This window comes from Paenibacillus sp. FSL R5-0475 (assembly GCF_038004585.1).
Lineage (GTDB): Bacteria > Bacillota > Bacilli > Paenibacillales > Paenibacillaceae > Paenibacillus_AQ.
Genome location: NZ_JBBORK010000001.1, coordinates 4,463,859 through 4,483,679, shown reverse-complemented (window position 1 = coordinate 4,483,679; position 19,821 = coordinate 4,463,859). Strand labels below are relative to the sequence as shown.

Genomic DNA, 19,821 nt, shown 5'->3' with positions numbered 1-19,821 from the left:
GGCGGGGAGCATCCCTTTTTTGTATTTTAGGAGACTACGAGAAGCGCTGGCGGAATTCCCGCGGAGTGGTTCCCTCAATACGGACGAAGCTGGAGCTGAAGTAAGGCGCTTGATTGAAGCCGACCTCCTCGGCGATCCGGGCAATCGTGTAACTGGTCTGCATCAGCAATAGCTTGCTCTGCTGAATTCGGTAGTGCAGCAGGTAATCCATAGGTGCACAGCCGTATTCCTTTTTCATGCAACGAGCGATATATACAGGATGAAAGTTCAGGTTCTCCCCTAGCTGCTGTGCTGTGATACGTTCACGGAAATGACTACGCAAGTAGGAGGCAGCTTGCTCTGCACATATTTTGGAGGGAGAGGGACGCTCATGGCGCAGAGAGGCAGATAATTGCTGGAGAACCTCTTGGAATAGCAGCTGCTGCTGAAATGGAGTATCGCTCAAATGGGAATTAGGCGCTAGTTGATTCAGCTGCGAGAGCAGTTCTTCCATCTTGGACGGTTGCAGCAGAGAGGTATATTGGGGCAGCTGTAAGGTAAAAGTGCGTATATTAAATTCGTCTGAATGAAGAGGATGCTCCACTCTGTTGTGTTCTGTCTCTGGTGCTGTAGCCGTAACCTCGGAGATATTCCAATCGCCCACTGTCTGAAAATGCAGCCAGTAATAAGAGGTGTGTTCCTTGCAGCTGTCCGTACTGAAATGATGGCTATCTGGACGAAGAAGCAGTGCCTGACCTGCACGTACCTGAAAGGTAAGACCTCCTTCATTCATATATAGGCAGCCCTGCTTGACTACAAGTAAGTCAAATACCTTGATATTGTGGCGGCTCATGTGGTAATGCCCTGGTGAGAAGGTGTGCAATCCACTTACGATATAATAGGGCATTGGCGGGACGGTGAAATTAATAATGTTCATGGAGAGATCTCCTTTTATGAGGTTGAAATAATGAAATTATTGGTTTGAAATCTGTACCATCACCAAAATTATATCATCTATAATTTAGTCTGACCTAAAGAAAAAATATGCTGTTTCATAGGTCCAGTATGCATGTTTGGTTTAAGGGGAGGTTTATTTAGTGAAAAAAGAAAGACAGGGCTTTGGACTATGGGTATTGGCTTGGCCTATATTTATAGAGGTGTTTCTTCAGACCCTGCTAGGTACGGTAGATACACTCATGGTCAGCCGTATTTCAGACGATGCAGTCGCCGTAGTCGGCATTTCAAATCAATTGTTCGGTGCGTTGACCACACTTTTTACCACCTTTGCGGGCGGGGCGGGGATCCTAATCGCGCAAAGAATGGGTTCAAAACGATTCAGCGAAGCGCGTACGATTGCAATTATGGGCGTATCGGTTAGTCTCATTCTTGGTATTGTCGTGAGTATCATCCTGTTCTTCTATGCGGGTCCAATAGCGGGGATTCTAAATATATCGCCTGAGCTATTATCACTGTCCAATATCTATATCTCGTATGTCGGTGGCGGTCTGTTTTTGGTGGGGATGATTGCTTCCCTTGGAACAGCGATTCGTAATACAGGGAACACCAGAGGACCAATGTACACAGGGGTCATCATAAATGTCATTCACATTATTCTGAACTATACCTTTATATTCGGGATGTTCGGTCTGCCACAGCTAGGGCTTGCGGGAATCGCAATCTCAAGTATTATCAGTAGACTGGTCGGTGTGATCATGCTGTATACCATGTTTAGAGGTTCCTTCGAGATTAAGATTAGACTTAGGGATTTCCGTATATTCAACGGCAAGCTATTCAAGGAAATTATAAGGATTGCTTGGCCTCTAGGGATTAATTCTTCCTGCTGGGTGTTCTCTCAGTTGATTGTCTATTCCTTTCTAGCCGCACTGGGGGCTGAAGCGTTAGCCGCACGGACTTATCTCAATACCTTAGAGTCCTTTTGCTTCACGTTAGGGTATGCAATCGCGCTGGCTGGACAGATACAGATCGCGCATTTGTTCGGGGCGGGGAAGCTGAAGGAGGCTTATCGTAGTGCATATCGCACGCTGTATATCGGCTTGGCTATTGTATCAGCGAACATGTTACTGCTATTTCTTTTCGGCAGGAATCTACTAGGTTATTTTACTTCCGACCCGCGGATTATTGCGATTGGGATTTCCCTACTGGCCCTAAATCTCCTACTGCAACCTTGCAAAATGTTGAATATGGGCATGGGTAATGCGCTGAACGCCATCGGCGATACCCGTTATACGATGTATACTTCCATCGTGTCTATGTCCATTATTGGAGTGGGATGTTCTTACTGGTTTGGAATCAGCTTAGGCTGGGGGCTCACAGGGATCTACTGCTGTATGATTGCTGATGAATTTGTGCGGGGGATGCTTGTTCTAATGCGCTGGAGAGGGAGGAAAGTTATCCGTCAGGCGGATATCGGTTTGAGTGAAGGGAATGCCTCACTACATGGAGCCGGGAAAAGAAGTACTTCGTTAACTATATGAGCGGGACTCTATAAGCCGACCATGGTGGGCAATGGAGTGTAATGATGTCTTTTTGCACCAATAGCAATAGTGTCTCTGGGGTCCGATAGTTGCCCAAAAGAGCCATTTTTTCGAAAATAGCGACTCTGGAGTCCAATAGAAAGTTTGAGAACTGCAAGTAACATCGAGCGACAACAAACATCAAGCATTCCAAGCACCACTGAGCACCTTAAGTGCGCCCAGCACCAATCCCCATCTGCTGCGCAATCGCCCACCGAGCTGTGGGTGTTGGGGGATGTTTTTGGAGAGAGGCTACCCATGAGTAAATAATTACTTAAGGGTTAGCCTCTTTTTTGTGCGAGTATAAAATTTAAGTTTGATGGTTCTGAAATTTGATTATTCATTCATATAGAATTTGATTCTATGATATAAATGAGTTAGCCTTTAGAGCATAGGTACCTGTTTTATGAATACATACTACTGAAGGGTTTGAGGAAAATGCCGTTAAAATGGAGAGGCTTGACGATCCTAACACTGCTCTTAATGATGATACTAATATCGGGATGTTCTAATGGTACCGTTCACGTCACGGTGAATAAGAATCAAAGCGTAGATTTAGCAATGAATGTGAAATTGGATTCCCGAACAGAAGCATTGATCAGCGATAAAATGGAGAAGAGTCTGACAGATAAATTGAAGGAGGAAGGGATTCAGCTAGAAAAACGACAAGAAGGTAAGTCTACAGTCTATGAAATCCAGAAAAATTACGCTTCATTTGAGGATATAGGTTCAACCTCTATGGGGCTGGATATTGTGGATCTACAGCTCGTTACTAAAAAGAATTTGTTATATACCACGTATGATGTTGAGGCACAGCCTCAATTTAATAGTTATATGGATACCATTATGGATAACATGGGGACATTGAGTTTATCAAAGCCGATTATTCGGGCGGTGCTGAAAAACTTGGCATTTGATTTTATACTAACGTTGCCAATAGATCTAATTGGTGATAATAATGCAGCTGTTGATGAAGGCAGAACACTTACCTGGAATGTTTCCCTGGGGGATACGGAGCCGATCAAAATGCAGCTTTATGTGCCAAATGTATGGAATATAGTGATTGTGTTAATCATCCTAGTGGTGGTGATCATTGCTGCGATTCTATTTTTCGTCAGAAAAAGAAAACACCGTAAAGTAAATCGTGCTTAAGTGGTTCGAGATATGTATTGATAGTGCCGGGAAGCCATGCTGCTTTACCGGCTTTCTTTACTTTATAGCAGGTGTAGAGTTATAATTAGTACCAAGTACTAATATCAGATACTAAATGAAGAGGTGATTGGAATGACAGGTGCAAAAATTACAGCTATCGGAACTTATGTCCCGGAAAAAAGACTGACGAATGCCGATCTTGAGCAGATGGTGGATACTGATAATGAGTGGATTGTGGGGCGGACTGGAATTCGTGAACGCAGAATTAGTCGGCAGGATGAATACACAAGCGATTTATGTGTAGCCGCAGTACAGGATCTAATGAAACGTTATGGAAAAAGCGTTGAGGATGTGGATATGGTCCTAGTAGCTACTAGTACACCTGATTTTTCCTTTCCCTCAGTAGCTTCTTTGATTCAAGATCGCTTAAATATTCCGCAGACTGCTGGAGCTATGGATTTGAGTGCAGCCTGTGCGGGTTTTGTATATGCACTTCATACGGCTCATAGCTATGTTGCTTCAGGGATGCACCGTAAGGTTCTAGTGATTGGTGCGGATACGATCTCCAAGATTACAGATTACACTGATCGCAGTACATGTATCCTTTTTGGTGATGGGGCCGGTGCAGTGCTTGTGGAGAGTGATAAGCAATCGACGGGATTTTTAGGTTTTCAGCTAGCTAGTGATGGCAGCGGCGCGCATCATGTGTATCGCACGGGTCTAGCCCATACGGTGAATAATATTGAACTGGTAGATACACAGATGCTCGTACAGAACGGACGCGAGGTATTTCGTTGGGCGGTCAGAACCGTTCCTCTCGGTGTACAGCAGCTGCTTGAAAAAGCAGAAGTGGGTCTGGAGCAAATCGATTGGTTTATTCCACACAGCGCAAATATGAGAATGATTGAGCCGATTTGCGAGCGTATGAACTATCCGATGGAGCAAGTGCTGCATAGTCTTGTGAATTTTGGCAATACTTCTGCCGCGACAATTCCCTTAGCTCTTGATTTGGGCATTCGTGAAGGCAAAGTAAAGAACGGGCACAAGATTCTGATGTATGGCTTTGGTGCGGGGCTGACGCAGGCCGGTCAACTGGTAGAGCTGAACTTGGATGAGCAAGTAGGGGAGCCAACTTTATTGTGAGTTGTTCAGGTAAACATAAATAATAAAACATTGTTAAAGCAACGACCGTTTCTCGGTATTTTTTCGAGGAACGGTCGTTTTTGTTTCATTACTAAAAGTATTTTTGGGCATATATTATGCATGTATTAGGCTACTGTTGTGATCATATTCGGCTAATGATATGCAGATGTTATTCGTTTATTAGGCATCTTTTGGTATTGAGTTAGGCGTTTTGACCCATATCACAGCCTTTGGATGCATCTTTTGAAGTTTACAGATATTTAATGCTAGGCAAATAATCCATACCTACAATAAACACAGCAGACCCCAGTCTACCAAAAAAAATAGTATGGTATGTACTTTGAATAGGATGAAGAAAGGAGGAGTTATCGAATATATCCGAGATAAGGGTAGTTAGCTCTTTTGTCGATGGAGAGTTCTCATGGGATTCAAAACTATAAAATAATGCTTGGGAGAGATGATTTTGTTCAGAAAAGGTAGGAAATTTGTTGCATTATTACTGGCACTTACAGTGATTGGTTCCACGATGCCGAATATCACCCCTGTGTTTGCAGCTGAAGAATCTGAGATTCTATCTGTAGATCAACCAACGACTTCTGTACCCACCGGCCGATATGAAGAAGCGCAGACGATCCACCTCACAACTGCAACGCAGAATGCTGACATTTACTATACACTCGACGGCACACTTCCGGATGTTCATAGTTTAAAATATAACGCGCCGATCTCGATTTCCAAAACAACGAATTTGTCTGCCATTACGATCAAAGATGGTGTAGCTAGTAAAGGAGTAACCTTCTCTTATATCATCAAGACCAAAGAAAAGCCGTTGCTCCAGTTTGTAGCGATGTCTGACGTACATGTAGGCTCACATGCTTCAGCAGATGCACGTTACACCCAATTCTTTGATACGATAGGGTCAATTTTCCCGAACCCGGATGCGATACTCGTCGTTGGCGATATGATTAATGATAATGGGAACGACAAGCCTAATGATCATGTGATGGTTCGGGAAATTTTTGAGCAAAATTTAGCTAGAAAGCAGTGGAATAACACCCAGATCCGAATGGCTATAGGTAACCACGATTCCACAGTTGCTAAAGTCAACGAACATTATCCCACGGACTGGTTTACAAACCAGCCGAATGGCTATTATGAATCTGAAATCGGTGGCTATCATTTCTTATTTTTAAACGGGAACAACTACAACTCAGATACAGGTCAGCGTAATTGGCTAAAGGGTAGACTTGCAGAGCTCACAGCTGATCCGAAGAATCAGAATACCCCCATCTTCGTGAATGTGCACCAACCTATATCGAATACGGTAATGGATGGGCAACAGGCATCGAATCCTAATCTTTATACGGATCTCAAAGACTATCCTCAAGTGATTACCTTCTCCGGACATTCCCATCTGAATATTAGTGATGATCGCTCCATTTACCAGAAGGATTTCACTTCAGTTAACCTTGGCTCCATGTCTTACATTGAATCCGATCGCGGTTACTCCCAAGTGACTAAGAAGGGACTTGAAGGACGTTTTGAATTTCCTGTCAGTCAGGCCGACTTCGTTGAGGTATATGCGGATCGGGTTGAAGTGGATCGGATTGCGTTTAACGCAGATCCTGGAGATATCTACACAGACGGTAAGTGGACGGCTGAGCCGCAGCCTCCATTCAACAGTGCGGGTACAGTTGCTGGAGATAAGTGGGTCATTCAGCTAAAAGGCTCGACGAATGAAGCTATTAAGAGCAATTTCAAGTACACGACGGCTAACCGTAATAAGGTTGCTCCTGTATTCAATAGTGAGCTCGACATAACGAATCAGGATACGGTACCTTTACTTTCCTTTAAGCAAGCGAAAGATGATCAATCTATGCATCATTATGAAATCAATGTCATCGATAAAAGATCCGGAGTTAGCAGCAAATCTGTGAATGTATTCTCTGACTATTACTTTTCCCCGATTCCGAATGCAATGAATATTCCACTCGAAGGACTTGCGCCTCAAACTTCATACATTGTTCAAGTGACAGCTGTTGATGCCTACGGGAATCGCTCTGCAACGCTAGAGCAATCGTTCACAGCCGGCAATGAAGCACCTGAACTGACGCCAATTGATCCATCGACCATGTGGAAGGATCTAGTGGTCGATATGAAATTGGATGGTAACCTATCCGATGAAGCTAAAGACGTGACAGGGCTTGCAAGTCTAGCAGGCAATGTAACGTATGTCGATGGTAAATCCAATAAAGCTGCGCTCATTGCAGCGGGTAATAGTAATTATATTGATTTGGGCAAGCGTGATGATTTGAAATTCGGAGCAGGAAGCTTCACCGTGTCTTTCTGGCACAAAGGCAATCTTTCCGGGGATCAGACTATCCTTTCCAATAAAAACTGGAATAGTGGCGGTAATCTAGGTTGGTATATTGGACCTGCCTCCACCAATGGTATGACCTTAAATATTAGTGATGGAACGAAAAGAGCGGATATTACAGCATCAAGTGTAGGAACGGAGTGGCATCTCTTTACCATTACGGCGGACAGAACAAACAACTTAGCAAAAGTTTATGTAGATGGGACGGAGAAAGCATCGGGGAGTATTGCCTCGCTTGGCACTCAAAGTGTAGACACAACCTTTAACACGCTGATTGGTGTGGATGGCAACAAAGGAAATGGCGGAGCAACGATTACCATAGATGATCTGAGAATCTGGAAGAGATCGCTCACTGCCACGGAAAATAAAGCATTGTCGGATTCCTATAAGGGTGTTCAGCTCTTTACCTTTGAACAGCTCACCACATTAATTCATGATGCTGCATCCTTCCAAATGAACAGCGATAAAGTCAGTGGTGTATCTTACCCGAAAGAACAGCTAGACGAGCTTGCGAAGCAAATTCAGAAAGCCAGACAACTGACGGCAAGTAATAGCCCAACCGAAATTGACCTTGCTTATGTCGAGCTTCAGTGGGTCTATAAAAAAATACAACAGGCAGCAATATATTCCTTTATTCCTAAGAACGCATTCACAATCGACTCCTTCAGTTCCTATGCGGACAATGAGAATGCCTATGCTGCGAACATCCTAGATAACGATACCGCTACGATTTGGCATTCCAAATGGCAGGAGACTGCAGCCTCATTTCCACATTGGGTGATTATCGACATGAAGGGTAGTAAGAACTTAACTGGTATTGGGCGCACTAGCCGCTTAAGTCAGACGGCTCTGGAATTTCCAAAGGATTTTGAACTCTACGCCTCGGATCAATTATCGGATTTGACCGATCCGGCGTACTTGAGCAATCCGGCGAATAAAGCGATCGGCACATTCCAGAAAACCTGGAAAGGCACGAGCTATCAAGACTTCAATATTTTGGATAAAGCGATACAAGGTAGATATGTGAAATTTGTTGTCACGAGCACCTATAACCCAACCGCTTTATTCACCAGTATGAGTGAAATCGATTTTACTGGTAGCTCAGTGCTCTCTGCGGATACACTTCTACAGATGTCCTTCGAGAATAATTTGGAGGATCAATCTGTAAATGCTATACCGGCAACACCGGTTAAAGATCCACAGTTCGTGAAAGGTCGCGTCGGACAAGCCTTGAGTATCGATTCCAAGAGCTCAGCGCTGCAATATGTTGATCTTGGCAAGCCAACAAGTCTGCAATTCGGTAAGGACAAGAACTTCTCGTTCGCATTTTGGGTTAAATCGCCTTCTGTCTCAGGAGACCCTGCGATTCTATCCAACAAAAATTGGGATTCCGGTGCAAATGTAGGTTATGCCTTAGCGCTGAAGGGAAGTGCACTCCAATGGAACTTTAATACATCCGGCGAATCGCGTGCAGATGCCCAAATTCCAAATGTTGTAGATGGCACCTGGCATCATATCGCCATATCGCATGATCGTGCTTCAGGGCGAGTTGATTTTTATAAAGATGGTGTTCCTGTAAATGTGACCAAAGTTAATGGCACGAACTATCAGGGTATAGCAAGCACCATGACCATTGCAGGTCGAACGGGTACGCTGGATACAGGATTGTCAACCATGATCGGAAATGATGGTACAGGCAATTACAGCAATGCGCTGCAAGTACAGCTTGATGAGCTTCATATGTATGGAAGAACATTAACCGCGCAGGAAGTTTCTAATATGTATAACAGTGCTCCACCGCTTGCTTCCATTGAGGATTTTTTTGGTTCATTAAATCTGATTGGAGCTAAGCACACGGTTCAAGGTACGCAATTCCGATATAATCTAGATTTGCGTACACCTGATATGACGACTAAAGTGGACAAAGCTGTCGTTGAGATAGCCTATGATCCAGAACAGTTCGAATTTGTCAGCGCATCTCGCGCAACGAAGACAGACGCTTCGATCCCTGGTATCGTTAGACTAGAACTACCAGGAGGTAATGTCTATAACATCGAGAATCCGCTGGAGTATGCAAAGTCCAGAATCTCGGAGCTCAAATTCAATACGCTTGGTGCTTCCGGCCAAGGCATCATTGAAGTTAAGCATGCGGATTTCTATACTGGATCAACAAAACTAACGATTAAGGCATTTGATTCGGCGCCTGCCGTTATTCAGCTCCATGCTAAAGCTTCCGAAGATCTAAATGCAGATGGTTATGTTACGATAGGTGACCTTTCACTTGCGAAAGGCATTTCGGATGAAGAGCTGGCAGATATGGCAGCCCAAGCCCAATACCAGCCCTATAAACGTGTAGTTGTCATCGGGATTGATGGTGGGGGTGTAGCGGTCTCCAAGGATGCGCCTTATTGGGAGACGCCTAGCTCCAAGAAAGAAAAGGTAGGTGATCGCCTGCAAATTCCAGCCATTCGGAACATTATCGAGCATGGAGCTATTAGCTATACGGCTAAAACTACTTTACCTTCCAGCTCATCTCCAAACTGGGGTTCGATGATTAATGGTGTTGGTTATGAAAAGCATGGTCTATATAATGACGATACCGCAGCTTACACATACAGTGAATCATGGGACTACCCAACGGTATTTAAAAAAATTAGGGAGGCATTGCCTGCTACTAAGCAAACGGTATTCTCCACCTGGAGCAACATCGTTCAGGGGCATATTGAACCTTCTGTTGGTGTCGAAGGTTATTCCCTAGGAGATGAAGCTGATGTAGCGGCGTTCACGCAATACGCTGCTAGCGGCAAAGCGAAAGATACCTCGTTAATTTTCTTCCAATTGGATGATATGGATGGGGCGGGCCATGGTGATGGATTCTATACGAAGTCGTATTATGAGCAAATAAAGAAGACGGATAAGAACATCCAGACCATCTATGATGCTTTAAAGAACAATCATTTGTTGGAAGACACGCTCATCCTCATGCTGCCTGACCATGGTGGGGGTAAAGAGAATGCAGACGGAACTTTGGGCATGGCAACAAGTCATGGGCAAGATGAGCCCCTTGCCACCACAATCTTCTTCGCGGCGAATGGTAGAACAGTAGCCACCGAAGACGGGAAGGAAAAATTATTGCAAGGTGGGAATACAAGAGACTTGGCTGCAACAGTTCTAACTGCACTTGGCCTGAACCCATCCATTGGAGATTCTCATGTCATTGACGGTATGTTCATACCTCAAACCGAACAGAAACAATCGGGTGCTGCGGACTTGCGATTCACAAAATTAGTTGATGCTGCTACACAAAAGGTTAACGGTTATGAAGTATCAATCAACAATGCGACTTCAGATGTGACAGCCATCGATTTGAATGTAGACTCCAGCAGTCTCATCTTCTCATCGATTGAACCGGCTCAACCTGGCGTTAAGATTGTGCGCAAAGAGACGGTTAATGGAATGACAAGAATCATTCTAACCTCAACGAATGGCATTCAAGCAGATGCTCCGATTCTTAAGCTACGAGTATCACCACAAGAAAAGGCTACTGCTGTACAAATTACGCAAGCGATGATTGCAGATGTGAAAGGGCATGAAACGATGCCGAATTTGACCACTGCAACTAAAGAAGTACAGATCTCTCAGGCAACACTAGTAGATCTTCAGGTAAACGGTCAATCGTTGATCGGCTTCACACCGGATCAAATGAACTATGCGATTCGTGTACCGAATAATGTTTCGGTCGCAGAGGTCACTTATAAGGTAGCAGATCCTTTACTAAGCGTTCATGTCATAGGTGGTAAATCTCTGCAAGTAGGCGAGAATCTGGTGGAAGTGCATGTCCAAGCTCCAGACGGCAGCTCGAATGTGTATACCATTATCGTCATCCGTGAGTCAGAATCCTTACCTAACCAAATTCTGCTGTCCGATCTACGAATGAATGGGGAAACTCTACCAGCTTTTGCACCTAGTACGTTGAACTATAACGTAATGGTTCCCTATAGTACGTCGGTAACGGATATTACCTATACGGCATACGATCCGACTAGCGTAGTTAAGATTACGGGTAGTGGAGCCCTTGAGGTTGGTAGGAACGTCGTGAAGGTTACCGTGACAGCTCAAGACGGATTACAAAATATTTATACGATCATCATTACGCGTCAGCCTGAAGCGGAGTCTTCAAGCAATGCAGATCTGGTAGATCTTCGCGTTAATGGAACTACGATTCGTGGATTTGCCTCTGGGCAATACAACTACGAACTGACTGTACCTTACTCGACAACCGTTACGCGAGTAACCTATACAGCAGCGGATCCTATGGCTACTGTATCGATAACAGGCAGTGGAGATTTACATGTCGGCACTAATATGATCACCGTAACTGTGACAGCTCAAGATGGAACCAAACAGATTTACACTATTGCTGTTATGCGCGAAAATGATACCTCGACAACACCACCAACGGGTGGGGGGAACCCAGGATCAAGCGTTACGCCGCCAGTGGTGGTGAAGCCGGAGCTGCCTGCAGGGGCGGTTGTTATCCCAGATGAACTTTTAACGAAGAGTGCTGAAGGAAACATCATCATGCAGCTTCAAGCGGATAAGAATCAAGTTATGATTCCGATCGATCAACTCGATCAGATCGGCAATAGGGATCTAGAGATTCAAGTGAATGGGGTTCGTGCCATTATGTCCTCCAAAGTATTGAACGAGCTTCGTAAGCTTCTGCCATCAACTGCGAAGACAGCAACAATACTTTTGAAGATGGAAGCCATTCAATCGAATCAACTTACAATAACTACACCGTATTCACGGGTTAGTGACATCATGGACTTCTCATTAATCATGTCAGATGAGTCTGGTAATAAATATTCACTGAAGCAATTCCCAGTACCCGTGAAGATAACACTACCGATTCTAAATGGAACCAATCCAGCTCTAGCGGGTATTTATCGTATTGAGGAAAATGGCAGCTTTACCTATCTAGGGGGGACGATGAATCCGTCCAAAACCAGTCTTACCGTAGATTTGAATCATTTTAGCCAATACGTTGTTCTTTCGTTCCAAAACAGCTATCGAGATGTACCTGAAAGTCACTGGGCATACAAGACTATTCAGGAACTATCTGCTAAACAAATTGTGAAGGGACAATCTGACTCTATGTTTAACCCATCGGGTTCCATCACAAGAGCAGAATATGCAGCGCTCCTCAGCAGAGCGCTTTCCTTAACTGCGAGTCGTCCGACTTCATTCCAAGATGTAGTCGCTGGATCGTGGTACGAAGAGGCGGTCAATGCAACCTTTGAAGCAGGTATTATTCAAGGCGTATCCGAGGATCGTTTTAACCCGAATCAACAGATTACCCGCGAGGAAATGGCAGCTATGCTGGTAAGAGCCTATGCATATCGTACGGGCGTTAAGCCGGAAGCAAGCTCATTCCATGCGACTAATGACAGCTCTAAAGTTAGTTCTTGGGCAGTAACCTATGTACAAGGTGCGCTAGAAGCTAAGCTTCTGACGGGTCATCAGGATGGTAACTTCCTTCCGCAATCGATGACAACCCGTGCCGAGGCAGCTCAGAGTATTTCAAATCTACTTGCGAAATTCTAAAATGAAATTGTAAGTTCCCTACATGAAAAATCCCCTCAAGTTAGACAATGCCTTAGACATCTTATCGAGGTCTGAGACGTTGTGAACTTTTGGGGATTTATTCATGTTATACCTTAAAATTTCAATTGGCTTCCGCAGGACTCGCGCACAACAAGCACTGGCTCCACAACAAATGAACCGCCACCTGACTGATTGTTAATCAAGTCATAGAGCATATGGGCAGCGAGGATACCAAGTCGTTGTTTGTTCTGACGGATGGTGGACAGTCTTGGTGTAGTATATTTGCAGGCTTCGATGTCATCACAGCCGATGATGGCGATATCCTCAGGAACCCGGAGGTCATGTTCTTTTAATGCACGGATGGCTCCTAAAGCCAGCAAATCAGAGGCAGCAAAAATGGCCTTTGGTAAACTGCCGCTTTGAATTAATTGTTGCATAGCCGTATACCCGCTGGACTCAAAGAAATCGTCGCCATGTACAAACCAACGCCGGTTCAAAGGGAGACCGAAACTTTCGATAGCTTTGGTATATCCTGATTCCCGTAGATTGGATATTTCTGAATCCGCGGCACTTCCTATAAAACCAAGCTCCCTATAACCAAGAAGGTAAAAATGCTCTACGACCTTAGAGGATATTTGGAAGTTATCTGACATAACAAAGCCTGACTTTTTCCCTTTTAGTTCGAGATCTACCCCGATACAAGGGATACTGCTCATGTCCAGATCGTGGATCGTTGGCTCCATCTTCTGTCCAGATATAATGACACAGCCATCCACATTAAAATGAACAGCGCGCGCGAAGTAATCTCCGCTGCTAATAAATTTTTCGTTAGAAAAGAAGATGAGATCGTATCCCAGTACACCCATCTGTTTCTTGAAGGAGTTTAATACCTCAACGAAAAAAGGGTGCGTAAATTCTACATTAAGCTCACCCGCAAAAATCACACCGATCAGATTCGATTTTTTGGTTGCAAGTGTCTTGGCGGAGTTGGATGGTGAATATCCAGTTTGCTCGATGATCTCTAGGACTCTTTTCTTGGTCTTTTCCGAAACATCGCTGTAATTATTCATAATTTTCGAAACGGTCGAGACAGAAACGCCTGCCATTTCGGCAATCATTTTGATATTCATATGTTGTATAAGCCACCCTCCGCTTAATAGTTGGAATATGGGGGAAAGACTGTAGTAGAGCGGTTATTTATGAGTTTTTTTGAATGGAGTGAAGAGTAAAACAGTTATTTTAAGTCTATTCTTATTGCCGAAACAAGTCAAACGGATATTTTAATACTGAGATATATTCCGAAAAAATAATGTAAAAAAATTCAAAATTATATCTTTACAAATATGGAAATCTAAGCAACAATAACATTGTCGAAACCGATTTCGATTCTTCGCTTGAATTACGAATATTACGAAATTCGAGGAGTGATGTTTAGGATGAAGAGGAATTTCACGGCAGCATTAGCTGCTATGCTCCTTGTCACCGGGCTGCTATCACCGGTTGGGAGCATGAATGCTTCAGCGGCAGAGCCATTAAAGGGAAACTCACCTGATTCAGCGGCAACGAAAGTGGAAAATGAAACAATCGATGTATTGAAAGCGTTTACGGATGTATCTCCAAGCCATTGGGCTGCAGGTCCATTACAGCGTTGGAGCGCAAATGGGATTATAAGTGGATATGACGATGGGTCGTTTCGACCGGGTAAGGAAGTCACAAAGGCAGAGTTCGCGGCTATTATGAATCGTATATTTAATTATCAGGAGCAATCGGATAAGCTTCCAGCGGATGTGCTGGCCACAGACTGGTATAAGAGTGATATTGCCAAAGGGATTACAGCTGGATATTTAAGCAGTGATAAGAATAACAATATTTATCCTTCACACGCTCTTTCGCGTGCTGAGGCGGCATTATCCTTGGAGAAAGTGTTTCGTTTCAATACGGACAAAAGTAGCGCAGCAGCATTCACTGATTTGAACGGAGTCAGTGATGAAACTGCGAAAGCGATAGCAGCCCTATCGGGTGCTGGCTTTATTAAAGGTTATCCTGGAGGTTTGTTTAAGCCTGAGGGCGGAATTACACGTGCAGAGCTTGCTCAGCTTGCTGATCGAATGGTTTCGGGACTCATCTTAAAATCTGGAGAGACTTCGCTTGGAACAGTAAAGGGCAATGTAATCATTAATCATGCCGATGTGGTTCTTAAAGATACTGTCATCCAAGGCAATCTTTATTTAACGGAGGGGATTGCCGAAGGGAATGCGAAGCTTGAAGGTGTAAAGGTAACAGGGACTACGTTTGTACGAGGTGGCGGTGAGCAGAGTATTGGCTTACACAATACTTCTCTTGGGCCGCTTCAAGTAGCCAAACCTAACGGCAAGGTTCGAATTTATACCAGCGGTTCAACAGCTGTGGGTACTGTGCAGCTGCAGTCCGGAGCAATCTTGGAAGAGAGTAGCGATCTTACGGGAGCAGGCTTTGGGGATGTTGAGATGAACGTCGTTCCTCATATTATCTCACTTCGAGGGATATTTGCAGCGGTTCGCTCGGCAGACTCAGCAGTCAGCGGTTCTTTGCTAAGAATCTCAGGAACTGTTGCCAGTCTTACGGTGGGCAGCTCAACGCAATTGACTCTGGAGAACAATGCACAGGTGGCCGCGTTAATCCTGACTGCGAGCGCTGGAGGCACAGCGATTCAAGGCAGCGGAAGCGTAACCTCAATAGATAACAAAGCCGATGGAGTAACGATTGGCGGCTCGCCATTAAAGAAAGGAAACACTAGTAAAACGACACTGCCAGTAGCAACTTCAGCCTCAAGCAGTTCTGGTAATGTTGGTCCAACACCAACCAATGATCCGTGGACGCTGGTTTGGGGAGATGAATTCAATGAAGGCACCATTGATCCTACGAAATGGACCTATGACCTTGGAGATGGTTCGCAATTTAACAATCCAGGTTGGGGCAACAACGAGAAACAATGGTATACAAATGATGAGAAGAACGCAAAGGTACAGGATGGTAATCTAGTGATTACTGCGCGTAAAGAAGCAGTAAGTGGTAAGGCGTACACTTCTTCACGACTTAAAACGAAAGGTCTTTTCAGTAAGAAATATGGGAAATTTGAGATTCGGGCAAAAGCGCCTACCGGAAAAGGGTACTGGCCAGCGATCTGGATGCTACCTGAGAACTACGAGTACGGGAATTGGGCTTCCTCTGGTGAGCTTGATATTATGGAGGGCTGGGGCAGCCGTCCTAATACGGTAGCGGGTACCATTCATTACGGCGGCGAATGGCCTAACAATGTATACTCTGGCAAAGAGTACGTGTTCCCGGAAGGCTCCACGATAGAACAATTCCATACGTACTCCATTGAGTGGGAACCGGGAGAAATTCGCTGGTATGTAGATGGTGAGCTGTTCTTGACCAAAAATGACTGGTACAGCATCAGCAATGGCCAGCCTGCGAATAATGCTTATCCAGCACCATTCAATCAGGAGTTCCACCTGCTGTTAAATCTGGCTGTTGGCGGCAACTTTGATGGTGATCCAACACCAGAAACCGTGTTTCCAAAATCAATGCAGGTTGATTATGTCAGAGTCTATGAACTGACAGGCCGTGAGTATCGTGAGCCGGTGCCAGTAACGCTGGAGAAGGAAGCTTACTTAGAAGGCTCAAAGCTAGTACTTCCTGACGGTAACCTTGTCTATAATAACAACTTCACGGAGCAGGTTCCGGGAGATACTGGGATGGGTATACCGAATACTTCACATTGGGTTTTGTTTAAAGAACCAGGAGCTGATGCTACAGTATCCACTGTATCGATTGGAGGACACAACTTCCTAAAGGTAAATATCAGTAATGCTGGAGGCAATGCGTATTCCGTTCAACCTCAAGCGATCGTATCCGTTGCTAAAGGTAGATTCTATAGGCTCAGCTTCGATGCCAAAACAGATGTGTCACGTAATATTAGTGTTAAATTAACGGGGGGAGAATCACGTGGCTTTGCGGCTTATTCTCCAGCGCTTAAGGCAGAGCTGACTTACGAGATGTCCCATTACGAAACGATGTTTCAAATGAAGGACAACTCTGACATTGCAGCACGGATAGAGTTCAATATGGGAACTAACGCTTCACCAGTTTGGTTAGGTAATGTCCGTCTGGAAGAGGTAGATAGTATTCCTTTTGATCATGATGGAATAAAAACACCGCTCGGTAGCGGTAATCATCTGTACAATGGCACTTTCGATCTTGGTGAGCCCAATCGGATGAGCTATTGGCACGTAGAAACAGCCAATGGTACAACGGCCGCCGCTAAAGTAGATGAAAAAGGCAAGCTGAATGTGAAAATTGGCGGCAGCGAAAGTGGCGAAGTTCGGTTGCTTCAGAAGGGAATTCAGCTCATACAGGGCCAAGATTATGAGCTTACCTTTAATGCTGCAATATCCTCTGCACGTACAGCCACAGTTCAACTTCTTGGAAAAGACGGCAGCGTACATGCACAGCAATCGGTTAACTTAGCCCAAGGTGAACAAGAAATAAAAGCCAGCTTCACCAACCTTACAGGTACAACAGATCATGAGGGACAATTCATATTACTTCTGAATGGTGCTGTGGATACAATCATCTTGGATAACTTCAAGTTGCTCCGTACGAGCTTTTATTATGATCCATCACTTGTCTACTACCCGCTGGTAAATGGTGAATTCAACGCTGAATTTTATGCCTGGGATCGTCTACTGACGGAGCAAGGCGGTCAGAGCAGTGCCACCGCTACAGAGAGTACAGCGAAGTTTAACATTACGAATACGGGAAGTCAGCCATATTCCGTGATGTTGTTTCAAAATAACTTGAAAGCTGCAAGCGGAATAGATTATGTGCTAGAGTTTGATGCCAGTTCAACCATTGCCCGAAAAATCGGTGTGAATGTTGAAAATGCGTCTTATCAGGCTTCATTTACAAAAATTGTAGAGCTCACACCAGCAACGAATCATTACACATTCGAATTCCGTCAAGGCAGTAAGGACACATTGTCACTTAAATTCCTGCTTGGAAAGGTTGAGGGAATTAGTATTCCTCAAAGCCATGATATTATCATCGATAATGTGAAATTTGAAATCAAAAATGCACCGGCCAAACCGCAGGAATTACTAAGCGATAGCAGCAATAACAGAGTTTCGCAGCCGATTGAGCTAACCTTCATAGACCATGAGGATTGGAGAAAGAAAATCATTGCAGTGAAGGTTAATGGTATAACACTTGAAACCGAACAGTACACCATTGAGCCTGGAAAAATCACAATCGATGCAGCAGTATTTCCATCCGAGGGCAGCTATACAATCACTGTAGAAGCTGACCATTACGCAAATGGATTTGTGCTTCAGACGATACTTGCTAACGATAACAATCTAGTCATAAATGGCTCGTTCGGCAGTGGTAGGACGGGTTGGTCCACATGGTCTGGAGAAGGTGGTGTTTCTGCGTTTGAGGTAAAGGATGGCGTGGCAGAAATCTTGATTACGTCAGCAGGATGGGAGGCGTGGCATACACAATTTTACCAAGAGGGTATCCCACTGGAAGGCGGAAAAACGTATGAGGTGAGCTTTAAGGCGAAATCAACGGTTCCGCGGCAGATCATCCTAGAATACTCCAATACTTCTGCAGCTTCCGCTCAAGCTAAGTTTGATATTACTGCCGATTGGGCAACGTATGGCGCACAATTTATGGTGTCCAACAGCAATCCGCTGAAGCTGAATTATCTGATCGGCAAATCGCTGGGCACTGATCCTACGGCTAACAGTACGCCACATACGATTTCTTTTGACGATATTGTGGTCCGGGAGGTACAAGGTGGTCCGCTAGTGAACCCACCAAGCGGTACGCTGGATAATGGAACCTTTGATGTGGATTCTAAAGGGTGGAGCCAGTATTTTGATGGAACTGGATCTGCTGCTGTAAAAGATGGGGAATTTGCGATAGATCTGACGGGCACAGGGCAAGCTGCCTACAGCGCACAAGTGGATTACGAAAACCTCAAGCTTGTTCAGGGAAAGACGTACACCTTGAAGTTTAAGGCCCGTTCTACGGTAAACCGTAATATTCAGGTAGCTGTGGAGCATAAAGGCGGGGACTACAACAAATATATGGAAGCTGAGCTTATAGCTTTGACCCAGAGTATGAAAGAATTCAGCTACACATTTACCATGAACGGTGCGACAGACGCAGGGGCTCATTTGGTATTTTTACTAGGGCTTATTGATGGAAACAGTACGGAGACGAATAATGAAATTAGTGCTGGCAGCACGATCTATTTGGATGATGTAAGCTTAATCGAAGGTTAAACGAAAAAAACGGCAGTGTTTTCCTTTTTACAGGAGCACTGTCGTTTTTTGTTTTGGAATTAAGATTCTTCTTTAGGGATAAATTCGAAGATCTTACCATTCTCAAAGGATTCTATTAATTTTAGCAACCAGCGGTAGTAATTAATGGATTCGGTAATCTTCTCTTCATCTGTATTTAAGAGCTGCATAAGTTTACTATCGTCACTATACTCTTTTTTCATATCGTTAATTTCTGCAAGTGATTTCGCTAGTGAAATCATATTTCCTTCGACGGCTTTTCTCCATTTAATAGAGAAGTAATCACTGAAATTCTGATGCCAGTCAGGCACAGTGGTAAACAGGTCTTTGCGAGTCCCTCTCCCCCAAACTTTATCGATCATTTTCAGATCTAGGAGGGTACGGACTCCCGTACTCATGGACGTTTTGCTCATTCCCATTGTTTTGCTAAGCTCGTCCAGTGTCACTGGACCTTGATTGAAATACATATAACCGTATAAATGCCCAATGGATAAAGTGATGCCGTATAGGTCCATATTTTTACCGATAGAGTCTATCACGCGTTCACGGGCCTTACTAATCTTCTCTATTTGTTCGGGTGTTAACCCTTCTAAATCGTTCATGATGTCCCTCCTGAGGAATAGGTCGATAGACTGCTGCAACCTTATACAATGTATTGTAATCAAATCCCCCTCCATAA

The 19,821-nt window shown here is 44.4% G+C and carries 8 protein-coding genes; 5 read left to right on the top strand and 3 right to left on the bottom strand.

The genetic code is table 11. The annotated features are described in order from the left end of the window. Positions 1-34: 34 nt before the first annotated feature. A complete protein-coding gene (locus tag MKX41_RS20020) occupies positions 35-916 on the bottom strand; it encodes a helix-turn-helix transcriptional regulator (protein ID WP_340972782.1) in 882 nt (293 codons plus the stop codon). A 160-nt stretch (positions 917-1,076) separates the two neighbouring features. Between MKX41_RS20020 and MKX41_RS20015 the strand changes: the two genes are divergently transcribed. From MKX41_RS20015 to MKX41_RS20000, 4 genes are all read left to right on the top strand, one after another. Beyond that, positions 1,077-2,474: an MATE family efflux transporter gene (locus MKX41_RS20015; RefSeq protein WP_042191684.1), complete on the top strand. Its 1,398-nt coding sequence runs from the start codon at positions 1,077-1,079 to the stop codon at positions 2,472-2,474. Between the two features lie 477 nt (positions 2,475-2,951). Further along, complete coding sequence (locus MKX41_RS20010) at positions 2,952-3,665, top strand: hypothetical protein (protein ID WP_340972781.1); 714 nt, start codon at positions 2,952-2,954, stop codon at positions 3,663-3,665. Positions 3,666-3,797: 132 nt separating this feature from the next. Next, complete coding sequence (locus tag MKX41_RS20005; protein WP_340972779.1) at positions 3,798-4,808, top strand: ketoacyl-ACP synthase III; 1,011 nt, start codon at positions 3,798-3,800, stop codon at positions 4,806-4,808. A gap of 463 nt (positions 4,809-5,271) precedes the next feature. Next, positions 5,272-12,792, top strand: coding sequence for an S-layer homology domain-containing protein (locus tag MKX41_RS20000; RefSeq protein ID WP_340972777.1), 7,521 nt, complete (start codon positions 5,272-5,274; stop codon positions 12,790-12,792). Positions 12,793-12,905: 113 nt separating this feature from the next. On the opposite strand, the gene MKX41_RS19995 is transcribed toward MKX41_RS20000, so the two are convergent. Then, positions 12,906-13,922 (bottom strand): LacI family DNA-binding transcriptional regulator, encoded by a 1,017-nt coding sequence (locus tag MKX41_RS19995; protein ID WP_340972775.1) that lies wholly within the window; start codon positions 13,920-13,922, stop codon positions 12,906-12,908. A gap of 306 nt (positions 13,923-14,228) precedes the next feature. Here MKX41_RS19995 and MKX41_RS19990 point away from each other — a divergent pair, with 306 nt between their 5' ends. Further along, a complete protein-coding gene (locus MKX41_RS19990) occupies positions 14,229-19,124 on the top strand; it encodes a carbohydrate binding domain-containing protein (RefSeq protein WP_340972773.1) in 4,896 nt (1,631 codons plus the stop codon). A gap of 59 nt (positions 19,125-19,183) precedes the next feature. Here the strand turns inward: MKX41_RS19990 and MKX41_RS19985 are convergent, their stop codons facing one another. After that, positions 19,184-19,744, bottom strand: a complete 561-nt coding sequence (locus MKX41_RS19985; RefSeq protein ID WP_042191677.1) for a GbsR/MarR family transcriptional regulator — start codon at positions 19,742-19,744, stop codon at positions 19,184-19,186. Between the last annotated feature and the right edge of the window lie 77 nt (positions 19,745-19,821).